Annotated in this window: 12 protein-coding genes and 2 tRNA genes; all 14 read right to left on the minus strand. The window is 59.3% G+C overall.

The genetic code is table 11. From position 1 onward, the window contains the following. Positions 1-63 precede the first annotated feature (63 nt). The 14 genes from OGM67_04420 to pyrH all read right to left on the minus strand — a co-directional run bounded on the left by OGM67_04420 (position 64) and on the right by pyrH (position 17,082). Positions 64-147 (minus strand) — tRNA-Leu (locus tag OGM67_04420). A gap of 163 nt (positions 148-310) precedes the next feature. Continuing rightward, entirely contained in the window at positions 311-1,873 is a 1,563-nt protein-coding gene (locus OGM67_04425) for an MFS transporter (protein UYJ35579.1), read from the minus strand. A gap of 52 nt (positions 1,874-1,925) precedes the next feature. Further along, a complete protein-coding gene (locus OGM67_04430; protein ID UYJ35580.1) occupies positions 1,926-3,845 on the minus strand; it encodes a glycoside hydrolase family 2 protein in 1,920 nt (639 codons plus the stop codon). A 170-nt stretch (positions 3,846-4,015) separates the two neighbouring features. After that, complete coding sequence (locus tag OGM67_04435; protein ID UYJ35581.1) at positions 4,016-5,299, minus strand: GHKL domain-containing protein; 1,284 nt, start codon at positions 5,297-5,299, stop codon at positions 4,016-4,018. Continuing rightward, complete coding sequence (locus tag OGM67_04440) at positions 5,300-6,007, minus strand: LytTR family DNA-binding domain-containing protein (protein ID UYJ35582.1); 708 nt, start codon at positions 6,005-6,007, stop codon at positions 5,300-5,302. A gap of 116 nt (positions 6,008-6,123) precedes the next feature. Next, entirely contained in the window at positions 6,124-6,456 is a 333-nt protein-coding gene (locus OGM67_04445) for a hypothetical protein (protein ID UYJ35583.1), read from the minus strand. A gap of 52 nt (positions 6,457-6,508) precedes the next feature. Further along, positions 6,509-6,584, minus strand: a tRNA-Gly gene (locus OGM67_04450). A 146-nt stretch (positions 6,585-6,730) separates the two neighbouring features. Continuing rightward, the gene (locus OGM67_04455) at positions 6,731-11,038 is read right to left on the minus strand and encodes a PolC-type DNA polymerase III (protein UYJ35584.1); all 4,308 of its coding nucleotides are present in this window, start codon (positions 11,036-11,038) and stop codon (positions 6,731-6,733) included. A 301-nt stretch (positions 11,039-11,339) separates the two neighbouring features. Further along, positions 11,340-12,392, minus strand: coding sequence for a flavodoxin-dependent (E)-4-hydroxy-3-methylbut-2-enyl-diphosphate synthase (gene ispG / locus OGM67_04460; protein UYJ35585.1), 1,053 nt, complete (start codon positions 12,390-12,392; stop codon positions 11,340-11,342). An 11-nt stretch (positions 12,393-12,403) separates the two neighbouring features. After that, a complete protein-coding gene (locus OGM67_04465; GenBank protein ID UYJ35586.1) occupies positions 12,404-13,486 on the minus strand; it encodes a M50 family metallopeptidase in 1,083 nt (360 codons plus the stop codon). 134 nt (positions 13,487-13,620) lie between these two features. Then, a complete protein-coding gene (gene dxr / locus OGM67_04470; protein UYJ35587.1) occupies positions 13,621-14,772 on the minus strand; it encodes a 1-deoxy-D-xylulose-5-phosphate reductoisomerase in 1,152 nt (383 codons plus the stop codon). Positions 14,773-14,782: 10 nt separating this feature from the next. Further along, complete coding sequence (locus OGM67_04475; protein UYJ35588.1) at positions 14,783-15,643, minus strand: phosphatidate cytidylyltransferase; 861 nt, start codon at positions 15,641-15,643, stop codon at positions 14,783-14,785. A gap of 99 nt (positions 15,644-15,742) precedes the next feature. Continuing rightward, positions 15,743-16,297 carry a ribosome recycling factor gene (gene frr / locus OGM67_04480; GenBank protein UYJ35589.1) on the minus strand — a complete coding sequence of 185 codons (555 nt, stop codon included), beginning with the start codon at positions 16,295-16,297 and terminating at the stop codon, positions 15,743-15,745. Positions 16,298-16,374: 77 nt separating this feature from the next. Continuing rightward, on the minus strand, positions 16,375-17,082 hold the full coding sequence (gene pyrH, locus OGM67_04485; protein ID UYJ35590.1) for a UMP kinase: 708 nt from the start codon (positions 17,080-17,082) through the stop codon (positions 16,375-16,377). Positions 17,083-17,138 lie beyond the last annotated feature (56 nt).

Below are 17,138 nucleotides of genomic sequence, written 5' to 3' on the forward strand. Positions count from 1 at the left end.
CCCTCATTTCTTTATAAAAACAAAAAAGAAAAGTCCCACAGCGAAAAACTGTAGGACTTTTCTTGGTGCGGAAGATGGGACTTGAACCCACACGTCATAGACACACGCACCTCAAACGTGCCTGTCTGCCGATTCCAGCACTTCCGCTCAAATCGCATTGACTGCGAGAGATATAATACCACAATCCACACCCAAAAGTCAAGCCTTCTGCGAAAGTTTTATTCACGAATTGCCAAAAAACGCCCTGCGCCCCCGGAGGTTTCCTTCCGGGGGCGCAGGGCTGTTTATGAAGAGAAAAGAAAATGGCAAATCAGGCGCGGTAGCTTTCGGGCAGCTGGTCAAGGGTCTGCCACTTCTCCATGGCAGCCTCCAGCGTCATACCGTTTGCAACGGCATCGCGGCGGCAGGCGTTGACAGCCTGAATCTCCTTCATCTTCTCACCGGTCAGGGCGTAGCCCTTCATGGCGATGAGGGTGGCCGCCCAGGCGACCATCGGGATAGCGCAGAACAGCACGATGACAACGACATTCATGCCCGGCGTGTAGGGGTCATACTGGGTAGGCAGGTTGTTCAGGCCGATGAAGGTCACAGCGATGCCGACGACCGTGGCAGCCAGACTGGACACCAGCTTATCGACAAGGCTGAACAGCGTACCCATGATGCCGGGGATATACTTGCCGGAGCGGTAGGTCTCGTAATCGGAGCAGTCGGCGACCATCGGGATAGGCATATCGGCAGTGGCGTAGTATGCACCGTAGCCGATGCCGAAGAAGAGGACAAACAAAACCGTGTACAGATTGATGGACAAGCCATTCTCCCCCAGCAGGCTGAGGTGGAATGCATCACCGTGGCCCCACAGCAGCAGCAGGACCAGCACGCCGACATAGCAGGCCAGCGCCACACCGACATACTTTGTCAGGCTTGCCTTCTGGCCCTTCTTCTGGCTTGTGCGCACAGAGAGCAGGAAGAACGGCACACTGAACAGATAGCCCAGCACCATCATGGGCAGATACAGCCCATCGTAAGCGCCCATCATGCAGCCGTACAGCATGCAGAGGACCGTTGTGTTGTTGGCGATGGAGAGCGCCAGCTTGGTGCCGGCACCCGCGATCATCAGCCGCTGCATGGGCTTGTTTTCCCTGATGATCTGGATATATTCGCTGACCTTGACCTTCTGGGGCTTTTCGCCGCCGATGCCGAAATACTTGGGCTGGTCCTTCTCCCAGATGCCGATGATGGCAAGGATGGTCAGCACAACCGACATAGCGATGCCGACCGGGGCCAGCGTGCGGAAGAACCCTGCGGAGGAGTAGCCGCCCTCATAGCTTTTGGCCAAAATCGGCGCCAGAAACTGCATGATGCCCATGCCCAGCAGGGAGCCGACCGTGTTAAAGATCGTGAAGAGCGGGCGCTGCTTCGGGTCGTTCGTCAGCACAGTCTGGCCGGAACGGGTGCAGCTGGTCTGGAAGGTATAGCCGATGACCCAGACGAAGTACAGCCCCACAAACGCGGCATAGCGCGCCCACATCATGGTATCAGGGATCATGGGGGTGATGCCGTACAAAATCAGGATGCTGACGGCCATGATGATATTGCCGATGGCCATAAACGGGCGGAACTTACCGAATTTGCCGTTCGTGCGGTCCATCAGCGCACCGATGATCGGGTCGGTGATAGCGTCGCACAGACGCATGGCCGTGACCATGACCGAGGCAAACAGGGTGCCCAGCGCCAGCACATTGCTGCCGAAGGTAGCAATGTAGGAAAGCACCAGGACATAATAGACATTGGTGGCACCGTTGTTCAGCGGAAACAGTACCAGCTGGTAGAGTTTGGCGCGGTTGACATTCGACGCCTTTGCATTTTCGCTCATGGGCTGCTCCTTTATCGGTATTTGTTATGGCATTGCCGCCCCCGGCGGCCTTTTATACCCAGTTTGCGCTGGAGGATTTTGCCTTGCCCAGCTTGTAGGCGGGGTTCGGGGTCTCGACCTTGCGGAATACCGCATCGTCGATGCAATCCCCTGCCACGGCCTGAACCTTCGTCTCGCCGTCCAGCTTGACGCGGAACTTGAAGATATGCTCGCCTGCCTGCTCATCCAGCTTTTCGCCGTTGACATAAAGGCTTACCTGCTTCTGGTTTGAGTAGACCTTGACCTCGATCTCGCTCTGGGTGCGGTCCGCAAAGCGTTTGGAGCAGATATGCACAAACGGCTCATCGCTCCACCACGCCTTGTAGATATAGAAGCTATCCTTCTTCGTCTTGCGGTCAAAGGTGACAAGACCCTTGTGGTTCATGCCCGGCTCGCCGCCCTGATCGCGGGCGTCTGCAGCAAAGTCGTACATGTTCCATACATGGGTCGACCACAGCCAGCTGTGGCGTTCAAAGCAGCGCAGCATGTACTCATGGTAGATTGCCTGATATTCCTCGGTATGGTCACCGCGGCGGGGATGCTCACTGTGCAGGTTGGGCATGCCCTCGGCGCCGTATTCGCTGAAGCCCAACGCGCGGTTCGGGTAGCAGAGATGGAAAAAGTCCATCCAGAGGTCATTCAGGAAGAGGCCCGGCACATACCAGCCGAGGTACAGGTTCCAGCTGACCAGATCGGTGATGTGGGCCACCGGGTTGAAGGGGCCGCACATTGCATAGCAGGCCAGCGTGGTCAGGCGGGTCTTATCCATCTCATGGCAGAGGTCGTTCAGCACGCGGTGGTTGTCCAGCATGTCGCGCTTGTCTTTTGTGGAGATCGTGATCTCATTGGAGACGCCCCAGCAGACGATGCAGGCATGGTTGTAGTTCTGAACGATCAGCTCCTTCATCTGGGAGATCGTGTTCTCACGCCCGTTGGGCATATGCTCAGAGATATAGGGGATCTCTGCCCAGACGACCATGCCAGCCTCATCGCAGAGGTCGTAGAAATACTGGTCGTGCTGGTAGTGCGCCAGCCGAATGGTGTTCGCACCCAGCTCCTTGATAAGCTGCATATCCTCGTCATGCATTTCCCGGGTGATGGCATTGCCGAGCCCCTTGCGGTCCTGATGGCGGGAAACGCCGTGCAGCGGGTAGGCGCGGCCGTTGAGGAAGAAGCCCTTCTGCGGGTCAACATGGAAGCTGCGCACGCCAAAGCGCTGCCGCACCTCGTCCTGTACGGCCCCGTTCAGCACCAGACGCACCGCGCAGGTGTAGAGATAGGGGTCGCGTACGCCGTCCCACAGATGGGGATGCGCAAGCGTGACTGCGGCGTCACTGCCCTTGCCTGTCAGCACCTCAGCCCCGGCGGCATCGAGGATCGAGAACTCGATCTCGCCCTCCCCCTCAACGCGGGTCTTGACGGTGATGTCTGCATTTGCGCCGTTGACGGTCGGGGTGATCTGCACGCCGCAGCTGCCCAGATAGTCCAGCGCAATGTGATTTTTGCTGACGACCAGCAGGCTGACATCGCGGTAGATACCGCCGTAGAAGGTGAAGTCCGCCTTCTGGGGATAGACGCGGTCGTTCTTGCTGTTGTCCACCGCCACGGTCAGCTCATTCTCCTCCGCCAGCAGGCCGGTCACCTCTGCGCGGAAGGTCGAGTAGCCGCCGTCATGGCGCATGACCTCCTGACCGTTCAGCGTGACCCTTGCGCTGGCGTTGACGCCCTCAAACTGCAGCCAGACCTGCTGCGTTTCAGCGTCATAAGCGGGGGCCGCAAACTGCGTTGTATAGGTGCAGGTGCCGCGCCAATAATCATTGCCACCGTCCTGACCGTCGATGTTGTTCCAGGTATGGGGCAGATTCACCGCAGCGGTTTTGCCGTCCGGCCCGGTGAACTGCCAGTTTTTCATCAGCTTGGTCGTGCTTCGCATTGCGCCCTCCTGTGTTGTATTTTATACTATAAGCATTGTACAGGAGTGCAAATTTATTCGCAATAGGTTTGCGAAAAGCGGTACTGCCTGTGCGAAATTCGGTTTTTTCGCCACAAAAAAAGTCCCCGCTGCTTTGTACAATCTGCACAAATCCGTGGGGCTTGTTTTGTCTATTCAGCTTTCGGGGGCGGCAGCACGATCTTGACTGCAAACAGTGCCCCGCGGGGTTCCGTTGCCATGGTGCCGCTGTATTTGTGCACGATGCGGCGCGCCACCTTTAGCTCATAGCTGTGGCGGCGGCCGTGATCCGGCTGCTCCGCCGAGTGCGGCCCGATGACATTGACGACCGCAAAGCCCTGCCGTCTGCAGACCAGCAGGTCGATCATACGGCGGTCGGTATCCCGCTGCTGGGCAGCGGCGTCAATGGCCTGATCCAGCAGGTTGGAGAAAAGCGCATACAGGTCTCCCGGCTCAATGGCCGCCAGACAGGTACCATCGGCCACACAGTTCAGCCGGATGCGCTGGGCCTCGCACAGCAGGCTCTTTTCGGTCAGCACAACATCCAGCACCTCGTTGCCGGTGGCGGCGTTGGCGTCATACATCCGGGCGGCCTGCTCGGCCTCGTCCAGACTTTGCGAGACGGCTGCATCGGGCTGCAGGCGGCGCAGGTCTGCGATCTGCACCTTCAGCTCATGGCATTTACGGTTGATGATCTGCACATTCTGCCGCGCGATCTGGTACTGCTTGCGCTGGCGGTCATACAGCAGGTTGAGGGCATCCATCTCCTTCTGCAGGGCGGCCTTTTTGAAAAGCTCCGTCTGCAGATAGAGCAGCGTCACGCAGTAAAATTGGGTCAGCAAGGACGGTGCCACCATCGCTGAGGGGCGCAGCCCGATACGCAGACTTGTCTGCAGGGCAAAGAACTGAAAGACGAACATGACCCCCAGCAACCCGGCACTGCCAAGCTGGCGCGGGCCGATGTGATAGGTCCCGTCCTCCGGCATTGTTCGGGCCACGGTAAAGCGGACCACGATGCAGCATACCACCGTAAAGCCAAGCTGGCCGAGCAGCATCGGTGTGCTGTACAGGGAAAGATGCTGCATGCCGAGTGCCTCGGCGGTCCAGATCAGGACCCGCCACAGCTCATACACCGACTCTGAGGTCAGCACGATCCAGACGCTGCAATAGGCGCTGGCTGCCCAGTCCAACCGGGTACACAGATGTGTGGATACCGCAGCGCAGGTAAAATAAACGGCATAGATCACAAGAAGCAGCAGGGTGTCCAGACGGCCGCTGTTGCCAAAGACCATCAGCCGCGAAAGGGGGATCACCATAATAAGATTCAGCAGGGCGCGCAGCCGGAAGCGATCCCGCTTTTTCAGCGGCAGCCAGTAGGCCAGCTGGGCGCCGCAGATGCCTGCGGCGCAGACGGCCAGACTCAGGATGGAATCCACCTACAGCGCACCCCCGACATACGCCGCCACGGCGGCCAAAAATGCTGCGCGCTGGCGGCGGCTGATCTCCAGCCGTTCCTCCCCCACCTGCACAAAGTCGTCCTGCACACCGCGCACATGGCGCAGATTGACCAGATAGCACTGGTTGCACCGGGCAAAATGGTAGGCGGTCAGGTCCTTCTCCGCCTTGAGCAGACTGCCGCGCACCGACCATGTCCCGGTCGTGGTGTGGTAATGCAACAGCCGGTCGCGCGTTTCCAAATACAGGATGTCATCGGTGGCCAGCAGCTGCACGCCGCCGCCCACCTGCAGGGTAATCTGCCCGCCGCGCCGGCGGCAGATACGCTGCAGCGCGCGGTCCAGCTTTGTGCTGAACTGGTAGTAGCTGACGGGCTTGAGCACAAAATCCAGCGCATCGACTTCATAGCCGCGTATGGCATACTGCGCCATATTCGTCACAAAAATCAGCACCACATCGGGGTCCAGCAGCCGGATACGCTCCGCCGTGGGCATGCCGCCCAGCGTGGGCATCTCAATATCGAGAAAAATAATATCAAACCCGGGGCGGTAAGGCTCCACGATCTGGGAGCCGTCCGCAAAAGGGGTCACTTCCAGCAGCTGGCCGCTCTCCTGCGCGTACTGCGCAATAAAGCCGCACAGCTCCTGCCGCACAGCAGCGTTGTCCTCGACAACGGCGATCTTTGCCACGGGCCGTCTCCCCCTTTCTTACATATATCCTTATTATGACAAATATCCATAAAAAAAGCAACACCCTTTATAACAAAAGGTGCCGCCCTGACCGGAAATTATTGGCCGCCGGCACTTTACCGGTCCGGCTCGCAGTCCAGAATGGAGGGGATATTTTCCCAGCGGGCCGCCTCGCTCCGGTAGCGCTCCTGCAGCCATGCCACTGCTGCATCCAGCCCTGACTGGCTGCCGTCAAACTCAGCGGACTCGATTTTTTCCTCCGCCGTATGCTCGATGCTCCACGGGCCGGGCCAGATCTGGGCGGTCAGGTACTCCAGCTTTTTTTTACCGCTTTCATCGTTGGGGTCTGCCTTTTTGCCGGGCGTGATGACATACCGCATACCGCCCTCGGCCCCGGAATAGGGGTTGCCGTTATGGAACCAGTGATAAATCGGGAAAGCGTCAAGCATGGCGGGCACCTCACAACAAAAAATGTCCTGATGCAAGAGCATCAGGACATTTTGGAGCGGGATACGAGTCTCGAACTCGCCACCTACTGCTTGGGAAGCAGTCACTCTACCGGATGAGCTAATCCCGCATCAGTGACTGCTATTATAGCGCAAATCAGGCGAGTTGTCAAGGGGGCTGCGCTTGGTTATGGTTGTAGGGGGCGATGCTTGCATTGACCCGCGGGCGGATGCAAGCATCCGCCCCTACAGGATTTCCCGCAGATTGGCACCCTGTTTACATCATACTGAACAAATCGACCTGGCTGGTTTCGGGCAGATTGCCGAGAGCGCCGACTGCGCGCAGCTTGTCAAAAACCGACTGCGCAACGCCGCTGGCCTGTTGCAGCTCCTCGACCGAGATATACTCCTGCCCGTGCATTGTGGCCTGCTCAAGCGCCACGGCGGCGGCATCGCCCAGACCGCGGATGGCCGTAAACGGCAGACGGACCTTGCCGTCCTCGACCACATACTTGCTGGCATAGCTCTTGCCCAGCTCGATCGGCAAAAACTCGCAGCCGCGCTGCAGCATCTCGTTTTCCAGCTGCAGGCTGACTAAGGCGTCATCGTCCTTGGCGGTGCGCTCGTCCTTGGGGATCTTTTCGTTGTCCTTCAGGTGCTGCTTGGCCACGCGGACACCGCCGACAGCGGCCTCATAGTCGATGTCCGCACCGCGCACGGTGAAATACACAGCATAGAACACCGCCGGGTGGTAGACCTTGAACCACATCAGGCGGATGGCCGCCATCAGGTAGGCTACGGCGTGGGCCTTGGGGAACATATACTTGATCTTGCGGCAGGATTCGATATACCAGTCTGGCACATCGTGCTCGCGCATGGCCTCCTCCCACCCGGGCTTGAAGCCGCCCTTGGCGACCTTGCCTTTACGCACGGCCTCCATGATGTCGAAGGACATCTTCGGTTCCAGGCCCTTGCGCAGAAGATACAGCATAATGCTGTCACGGCAGCCGATGACCTCTGCGATCGTGCAGGTGCCCGAACGGATCAGCTCGTCCGCATTGCCGGTCCAGACATCGGTGCCGTGGGACAGGCCCGAGATCTGGATCAGCTCTGAGAAATTCTTCGGCTGGGCATCCAACAGCATCTGGCGCACAAAGTTGGTACCCATCTCCGGAATACCGAAGGTGCCGGTGCGCGAGCCGATCTGCTCCTCGGTCACGCCGAGCGCAGCCGGGCTGGTCAGCAGACTGTAGACCTTTTCATCATTCATCGGGACCGAGTCGATGGGGATGCCGGAGTATTCCTCAAAGAATTTGTAGAAGGTCGGCACATCATGACCCAGCTCGTCCAGCTTGAGCAGCGTGTCGTGCAGGTATTTAAATTCAAAGTGGGTGGTCAGCAGACCGCCCTTGACATCGTCCGCCGGGTGCTGGATGGCGCAGAAGTCGTAAATATCAAAGGTATCCGGCACAACGACCATGCCGCCGGGATGCTGGCCGGTCGTGCGCTTTACGCCGGTGCAGCCGATGACAAGGCGGTTTTCCTCGGCACGATTGACGGTACGGCCGCGTTCCTCAAGATACTTTTTGACATAGCCGTAGGCCGTTTTATCCTGCAAACCGGAAACAGTGCCCGCCTTGAACACATTTTCCTTGCCGAAAAGCTCCTCGGTGTAGCGATGCACGCAGGACTGATACATGCCTGAGAAGTTCAGGTCGATATCCGGCTCCTTATCGCCGTAGAAGCCGAGGAAGGTTTCAAACGGGATATCGTGTCCCTCCACGATCATCGGCTTGCCGCAGACCGGGCAGCTTTTGTCGGGCAGATCAAAGCCGTCAAAGTGGATGCCGTCATTGATCCACTCGCTGTGCTTACAGTTGGGGCACAGGTAGTGCGGCGGCATCGAGTTAACCTCCGAAATACCGGAGAAGTGCGCAACGGCCGATGAGCCGACGGAGCCGCGGCTGCCGACCTGATAACCGCCCGCGTTGGAGTAGGCCACCAGACGCACGGCGATGACATACAAAACGGCGTAGCCGTGGCCGCAGATGGAATCCAGCTCCTTTTTCAGCCGCTTTTGCAGCACATCGGGCAGCGGCGCGCCATAGTCCCGCGCGGCATGCTTCCATGTGTCATCGCGCAGCTCCTGCTCGGCGCCGGGGATGCTGGGCGGGTAGGTGCCCTTGGGGATGGCGCGCAGGTTGTTGTCGATGGTCGCGGCGATCTTGTTGGGGTTGGTCACCACAATTTCATACGCCTTTTCCTGCGGCAGGTAGCTGAAATCCTCCAGCATATCGGGCGTAGTGCGGAAGTAGAGCGGTGCCTGATTGTCGGCGTCCTTAAAGCCGTTGCCGGCCTGCAGAACCGCGCGGTAGATCCAGTCCTCCGGCTCCTGAAAGTGGGAGTCGCCCGTGGCCACGACCGGCTTGTGCAGATCCTCGCCCAACTGTATGACGGTGCGGTTGAAGTTCTTGATTGCCTCGATCGAATCCACTTGCCCGTTGCGGAGCATAAATTCATTGTTGCCGAGGGGCTGAACCTCGAGATAATCGTAATAATCGGCGATGCGCAGCAGCTGCTCATAAGGCTGGCCCGCCACGATTGCCCTGTAAAGCTCACCCGCTTCACAGGCCGGGGAGAGCAGCAGTCCCTCGCGGTACTGGTTGAGCAGGCTGCGCGGCACACGCGGTTTTTTGAAGAAATACTGGGTGTGGGCGGCGCTGACAATGCGGTAGAGGTTTTTTAAGCCGACCTGATTCTGCACCAGGATAATCAGGTGGTAGTATTTCTTTTTCAGCACTTCTTTGTTGCCGCCAAGGCCGGTGTTGATGGCCTCGACCGCGTGGATGTCCTTTTCCTCGAGGTCGGTCAGCATGACCTCATAGATTCTGGCCAGCGCCATGGCATCATCGACAGCGCGGTGGTGGTTGAAGGGCGGTATCTCAAGATGCTTATTGATCGTGTCCAGCTTGTAGTTGCGCAGCCCCGGGAAGAGCGCCTGCCCCATCGGCAGCGTGTCGATATAGGTGTTCTCGTCCCAGCTGACGCCCGCCTTCTCCCCCGCCTTGCGGATAAAGAGCATGTCAAAGCTGTGCGCGTTGTGCGCCACAAGAATGTTGTCCCCGCAAAATTCTTTAAAAGCGCGGATGGCCTCCTCCGGCGTGGGGGCATCGGCCACCATGGCATCGTTGATGCCGGTCAGGTCAACGACCTTCTGCGGGATCGGCTTGCCGGGGTTGACGAAGGTGCAGAATTTCTTTTCCTCGTTGATCTTACCGTTTTCCACATAGACAGCACCGATCTCGGTCAGCCGCTCGGTGTTGGCGTCAAGGCCGGTCGTCTCAGTGTCGAACACGACAAACGAGCCGGACAGCGGCATCTGCGCTGCGCCGTAGACGGCGGGGATCATATCATCGACAAAATAGGCCTCGCAGCCGTAGATCAGCTTAAAGTTCGGGTCTGTTTCGTGGATGGCATCGGTGGCCAGCATCGCCTCGGGGTAGCCCTGACAGACGCCGTGATCGGTGATGGCCACAGCGCGGTGGCCCATGCGGTGCGCCAGACGCACGATCTTGCCGGGGTCGTTGAAGCCATCCATTGAGCTGGACTTGGTATGCAGGTGCAGCTCGACCCGCTTTTGCCCCTCGGGCGCAGTGTCCTGCCGCTGCTCGCGCTCGACCTGCAGAACATCGTAGGGCAGGATGACAAAGTCATGCTCGTACTTGTCATACATATAGTTGCCGCGCACGATCAGGGTGGTGCCGGGCTTGAGACCCTCCCACTTGGACATATCGGCGTCCTCGTCCCCCAATACCTTGAGGTTGACTGAACCGGAATAGTCGGTGATGGAGGTAAAATAGATCTTGCGGCGGCTGCCCTTGACCTCGGTGGCAAACACATCGCCCCAGACCGTCACCTTGCCGCCGTCCCCCAGATCATTCAGATGGCGGATGTCGGCAGGCTTGAAGGTCTTGCCGTAGAACAGCTTGACCGGCTTATTGGTAAGGGCCAGCCCCTCGATCGTAAAGTCGGGCGGCGTTTCCTTGGCTTCAAACTTGACGGTAGGCGCTTTCTCCTGCAGGTACTGTTCAAACTCCTCCTCGGTGCGGGTGTTGCCGGTATCGGCCAGCCGCACGATGGGCAGTGCGCCGGTGCGCTCCTGAATAAGCTCTGCCAGCACGCGGGGCAGCTCCACGCTCTCCAAAATCTGGCGGCCCGCATTGACATGGATGGTGATGCCGTCCTCCCCGAAGGTGACAGGCTGGGCCTTATCGAGAAAGCCGTTGACCGGCATGCCCCGCTGCTTCAGCTCCTCCAGCATAAGGCGCACCGCCTCCGGGGTGATGCTCTGGTACGCAAAATAGCTGCGAACCTGCAGCTCATACCCGGCAAACACCTCGGAAAGGGACGCACAAAGACGCCCGCACAGCGCCTGATCCAGAGGTTCAGCACTGCGCAGGCAGATCACGACCTGTCTTTTTGTGCGGTAAAGCTCCACACGGTCGACCAGCACACTGCCGAACGCCGCACAGAACTGCTGGTCCGCGGTAAACTGCGGCCAGACTTGGGTGACGAATGGTTTCAAAGGAATTTTACCTCACAAGTGGATAGCATGTTGTAGGGGGCGGCGTCCCCGACGCCCCGCGGGCGGATGCAAGCATCCGCCCCTACGAGGGTTGGCTTCCCCCTCGGGGCTGCGCCCGCAGGCGCGTGTCGAAGCGCAACCGCCGGAGGCGGCTCTTAGCGCGGAGACTGAAGCTGTCCGCGAAGCGGACTGATGAGGGGCGGGCTTACCATCATTGCCCGGTAAAAGGGCGGCAAGGCAGACGCGCCCCTCATCCGGCCCTGCGGGGCCACCTTCCCCCAAGGGGGAAGGCTTTAGAGGGTTACATCTTATGGATTTCTTCCAGCAGCTGCCCTACAATGTCGCCCTTCAGCATACGGATCTTTTCACCGCGGATGAAGAGCAGCGCCTCGTCCTTGCCGCCGGCAATGCCGATGTCTGCATCGGACGCCTCGCCCGGGCCGTTGACAACACAACCCATGATGGCGATCTTGAGCGGCTTTTTGAAGCCCTCGTCCCGCAGACGGCGCTCGACCTCGTTGGCGATCTCGATCATCGGGTACTGGGTGCGCCCGCAGGTCGGGCAGCTGATGATCTCAGGGCCTGCCACGGCGTAGCCTGCCGCGCGCAGAATGTCATAGCCTGCATAGACCTCATTCTCGGGCTCATCAGTCAGGCTGACACGCAGCGTATCGCCAAGACCCTCCATCAGCAGACCGCCGATGCCCATGCCGGATTTGATCAGGCCCATCCGGTTGCCGCCCGCCTCGGTCACGCCGACATGCAGGGGGTAATCGGTCTGGCTGGCCAGCAGGCGGTAGGCCGCCATCATGCGGGGCACATTGCTGGATTTGATCGAGATGACGATGTTGTCAAAGTCGAACTTCTGCAGCAGGCGCACATGGTACATGGCGCTCTCTACCATGGCCTCGGGCACGGGGGCGCCGTACTTGGCCAGAATATGCTTTTCAAGGCTGCCGCCGTTGACGCCGATGCGGATGGGTACATTTTTGGCGTTGCAGGCATCGGCCACTGCCTTGACACGGTCATCATCACCGATGTTGCCGGGATTGATGCGGATCTTATCGGCACCGGCATCCAGCGCGGCAAGCGCGGCGCGGTAATCAAAGTGGATGTCCGCCACGACGGGAATGTCCACCTTCTCTTTAATAGCAGCCACAACGGCGGCATCCGCCGGGGTGGGCACCGTCACGCGGACGATCTGGCAGCCGGCGGCCGCAACGCGCTGCGCCTGCGCCACATTGCCCGCAATATCCTTGACGGGCACATTCAGCATCGTCTGTACGGCGATGGGGTTTGTACCGCCGATCTTGAGATTGCCGATCTTGACTTCTTTTTTCAGTTGACGCTGCATCGTAGTTCTCCTTATAAGAATCGTGTAATGTCCTGCATCGTTACCAAAATCATGAGCCACAGCAGGGCAACCATGCCCGCCGTGTTGATAAAGCTCTGCGCGCGCAGGGGTACAGGATGGCCGGTCAGCCCCTCCCACGCAAGAAAGAGCAGCTTGCAGCCGTCCAGCGCGGGAATGGGCAGCAGGTTGAAGATGCCCACATTGATCGTCAGCAGAGCCATCAGGGAAAGCACATCCCGCCAGCCGTACCGCACAGCCTGCCTGACTGCCGACACCGTGCCGATCGGGCCGGAGAGATCCTCCATGCCCGCCCGGCCGGTAAACAGCTGCCAGAAGCCGCCCAGAATCGCACCGCTGTAATAGCGGAACAGCTCTCCCGCCATGGCCAGAGTGCTGTGCACCGATAAGGGCTGCGCTGCCACCCGAAAGTCTGTGGCGTACTGCACACGGCCGTTTTCATCCAGCGTTGGGCTGACCGTCACGGCAGGCAGGGTCACGACCTCGCCGCCGCGCAGCACCTTCATGCTATGGGTCTTTTCGGTGCCGTCAAACAGCTCGGACAGCGCGTAGACCGTGCGGCAGGGCTTACCGTCCACCTGCAGAAGGACATCCCCCTTTTGCAGGGCAGCGGCGCTCTTGGCGTTCTCGCCGAAATCCGCTACCGTTGTGCTGCCGAGCCGCCCCTGCGAGAGGACCAGCACCAGCAGCACCGCCATGCCGAGCAGAAAATTCATCAGCGCACCGCAAAGCGTCACAAAGAAGCGCTGCCATGCCGTGGCCTGCTCAAACTGCTGCCCGCTGACCGTCAGCGGGAACAGCGCAGCTTTGCGCGGCGGGGCGCTCTCCTCTGCCGGCGGGTCTGCGTCCTCCTCCGGGGGTTGACTGAACAGGTTGTAGCCGCCCAGCGGGAAAAGGCGCAGTGAATAGGTCGTACCGTTTTTTTTGACCGCCCACAGGCGCGGGCCAAATCCGATGGAAAATTCCTCAACATGGATACCGCAATGCCGGGCCGCCATAAAGTGGCCCAGCTCATGCACCAGAACAACGCCGCCGAACACGAGCAGCGATGCCAGCCCGGTCAGCAATGCAGTCATAGGCACCTCGCAAGTAAAGTATTGGACATAGAGTCGTAGGGGCCGGGCATGCCCGGCCCGCGCGTGTATGGCAGGCAGGAGTCTGCCGGAAAGCTGAGGGCCGCACATGTGCGGCCCCTACCGGGCAGTTCCAATCAGATATGTGCCTCCACATAGGCCCGCGCCATGCGGTCGCACTCATGGACATCGGCAAGCGTGTAATCCCCGCCGAAGGAATCGCTGTCCACGATGCCCTCCACAAGGCGGCCGATGTCGAGGAAGCCGATCTCGTCCCGCAGGAAGTGCGCCACGGCAGCCTCATTCGCGCCGTTGGCGGCGCAGGGGGCCAGACCGCCCTTGCGGATTGCCTTCTTGCAGGCCTTGAGGCAGCGGAAGGTCTCGTCATCCGCCGTTGCAATGCTCAGCTTGGTCAGTGCCGTGAAATCCAGCTCCGGCACCGGGCTGGGCAGACGCTCCGGCCAGGTCAGCGCGTACTGAATGGGGATGCGCATATCCGGCACGCCAAGCTGCGCGATGATGGAATGATCGGCAAACTGCACCGCGGAATGGATAATGCTCTCCCGCTGGACAACGATCTGGATCTTGTCCTCCGGCAGACCGAAGAGCCACGCAGCCTCGATCAGCTCAAGGCCCTTGTTCATCAGGGTGGCAGAATCGATGGTAATTTTTGCACCCATGTTCCAGTTGGGGTGCTTGAGGGCGTCCGCCTTCGTCTTGGTGCGCAGCTCCTCAGTGCCCATGCCGAAGAACGGCCCGCCCGAGGCGGTCAGCAGAATCTTTTCCAGCGTTTTGGCGCTGTGCTGATCCTGCAGGCACTGGAAGATGGCGCTGTGCTCACTGTCCACAGGCAGCAGGTGAACACCGTTTTTCTTGACGGCATCGGTCACCAGATGGCCGCCGGTGACAAGGCTTTCCTTGTTGGCCAGCGCCAGATCATGGCCGCTCTCGATAGCCGTCAGCGAGGCATCCAGACCGGCAATGCCGACAACGGCGTTCAGCACCGTGCCTGCGCCGTCCATGGCGGCCAGCTCACGCAGGCCGTCCGCCCCCTTCAGCAGCTTGGGCGCGCCCGTCTGCCCTGCCAGCGCGGCGGACAGCTTATCGAACGCGGCCGGGTCGGTGACAGCCACATACTTCGGGTGAAATTCAGCGATCTGGGCCAGCAGCTTGTCTACGCTGGAGTTGGCCGAAAGACCGAACACCTCATAGCCGTGCATGCGGCAGACATCGAGGCTTTGGGTGCCGATTGAACCGGTAGAACCCAGCAGTGTGATAACTTTACTCATTGTACATTCCTCACAGCAGATAGAAGAAATAGCGTACCGCGATGGAAACGAACGGCGCAATGAACATAACGCTGTCAAAGCGGTCGAGAATACCACCGTGCCCCGGGAAAATCGTGCCGTAGTCCTTGATGCCCGCCTGACGCTTGACAGCAGAGGCAAACAGGTCGCCCAGAATGCCCAGCACCGATGCCACGGCACCCATGCCGAGCAGCACCATATAGTGCCGCGCCAGCACATGGATGCTCAGCACATTATAGGTCTTTGACAGCAGCGAGTAGACCAGCGTCAGCACGCAACCGGCGGCCATGCTGCCCAGCACGCCGCCCACAGCGCCCTCCACCGTTTTGTGGGGGCTGACAATGGGGGCCAGCTTATGCTTGCCGAAGGCGCGGCCCGCAAAGTAGGCAGCGGTGTCCCCACCCCATGCAAAGCAGAGGATCAGCAGGATGAAATAGATGGCATCATAGCGATACTGCGCAAAGGGCAGCATCCGCTTGAGATGGATGAGCGAGTAAAAGCAGAAGGTGATCACGCCCGAAAAGTAGACAAACCCCGTCAGCTTGCCGAAATCCAGCGTCTGGACATGCGTGATCTGGCAGACATTGTAGAACAGCACGGTCAGGAACGCCACCGGCAGCAGCAGCCCGCGCACCATCTGTGAGCTGCTGAGCATGACCAGCAGGGTCAGCGGCACAGCACCGGCATACAGATACCATTGCTTTTTGCCAAAGCCCATGGCGGAAAAGACCTCATGGATGGCCAGCAGGCAGATGGCACTGAGCACCAGGTCAAACAGGAAGGTGTCGAAAAACGCCAGTACAACGGCCAGAACGCCCAGGCCGACAACGGCAGTGATGATGCGGGTCTTCATAAACAGTGATTCCCTTTCGCGGAATAGATTTTCTTGCAATAACAGCCTATGCGGGCGTGTCAGATGACATGCCCGCACAGGCTATCGTTCATGGAGAGATCAGACCTCCATGATCTCCTTGTTCTTGTCGGCGCAGGTGTCGTCGATCATCTTGACATACTTGTCCGTCAGCTTCTGGGTTTCTTCCTCCAGCTTCTTCTGATCGTCCTCGGTGATCTCGCCGGCCTTCTTCATGGCCTTAAACTTATCCATTGCGTCGCGGCGGATGTTGCGCACAGCGGTCTTGGCATCCTCGCCCTGCTTCTTGACATCCTTGGTCAGCTGCTTGCGGCGCTCCTCGGTCGGAGCCGGGAACACCAGACGGATGACCTGACCGTCATCAATGGGGTTGATGCCGATGTCGCTGGTCTGGATTGCCTTGGAGATGGGCTTGAGCATCGAGCGGTCCCACGGGGAGATGGTCAGGATGCGGGCCTCGGCCACAGCCACAGCGGCGATCTGCTGGATGGGCGTGGGGCTGCCGTAGTAGTCCACCGCCACCTTGTCGAGGATGGCGGGGTTGGCGCGGCCGGCGCGGATGGAAGCCAGCTCATGAACCAGATGGTTGACGCTGGCGTTCATTTTTTCTTCAAAGGGTTTGGTCGTGCTGCTCATAGTAAGATTCTCCTTATTCGTAAAATAGTATAGGGGAAAATTATGAATTTTCAAAGCTTCAGCTTTTCTTTTTTAATTTACTCTTTCACAAGGGTGCCGACCATCTCGCCCTGCACAGCCTTGGCGATATTTTCGGGCTTACCCAGATCAAACACAAGGATGGGCAGGCCGTTATCACGGCAGAGGGTCGCGGCCGTGGAGTCCATGACGGCCAAACGCTCGTCCAGCACGCGGGTAAAGGTCAGCGTATCATAGCGCACGGCATCGGCATACTTGTGGGGGTCCTTATCGTAGACACCGTCCACCATCGTAGCCTTGAACATGGCATCGGCGCTGATCTCCAGTGCGCGCAGCGCGCTGGCCGTATCGGTGGAGAAGATGGGGTTGCCGGTGCCGCCGCCGAACACAACGATCTTGCCGCTCTCCAGCGCAGCGATGGCCTTGTCGCTGGTGAAGCACTCGGCCACCTGCGGCATAAAGGAGCTGGTCATGACAACGGCCTCCACGCCCTGCTGGCGCAGTGCATCCTTGACGGCCAGCGCGTTCATGACGGTAGCCAGCATGCCGATCTTGTCGGCGTCCATGCGGTCCATTTTGCCGCTGGAACGGCCGCGCCAGAAGTTGCCGCCGCCCACAACAATGCCGATCTGCGCACCCAGATCGTGCGCCGCCTTGATGCCGGCACAGATAGAGGCGATGGTTTCCTCATCAAAGCCCGTGCCCTTGGGGCCGGAAAGTGCCTCGCCGCTGACCTTCAGAAGAATACGTTTATACTGAATTGCCATAAAAACACCACCTGTAGTTATTTTGGCGGTCTACCCTGCCGTACAGGCATAGTAAA

Source organism: Oscillospiraceae bacterium, assembly GCA_025757985.1.
Taxonomy (GTDB): domain Bacteria; phylum Bacillota; class Clostridia; order Oscillospirales; family Ruminococcaceae; genus Gemmiger.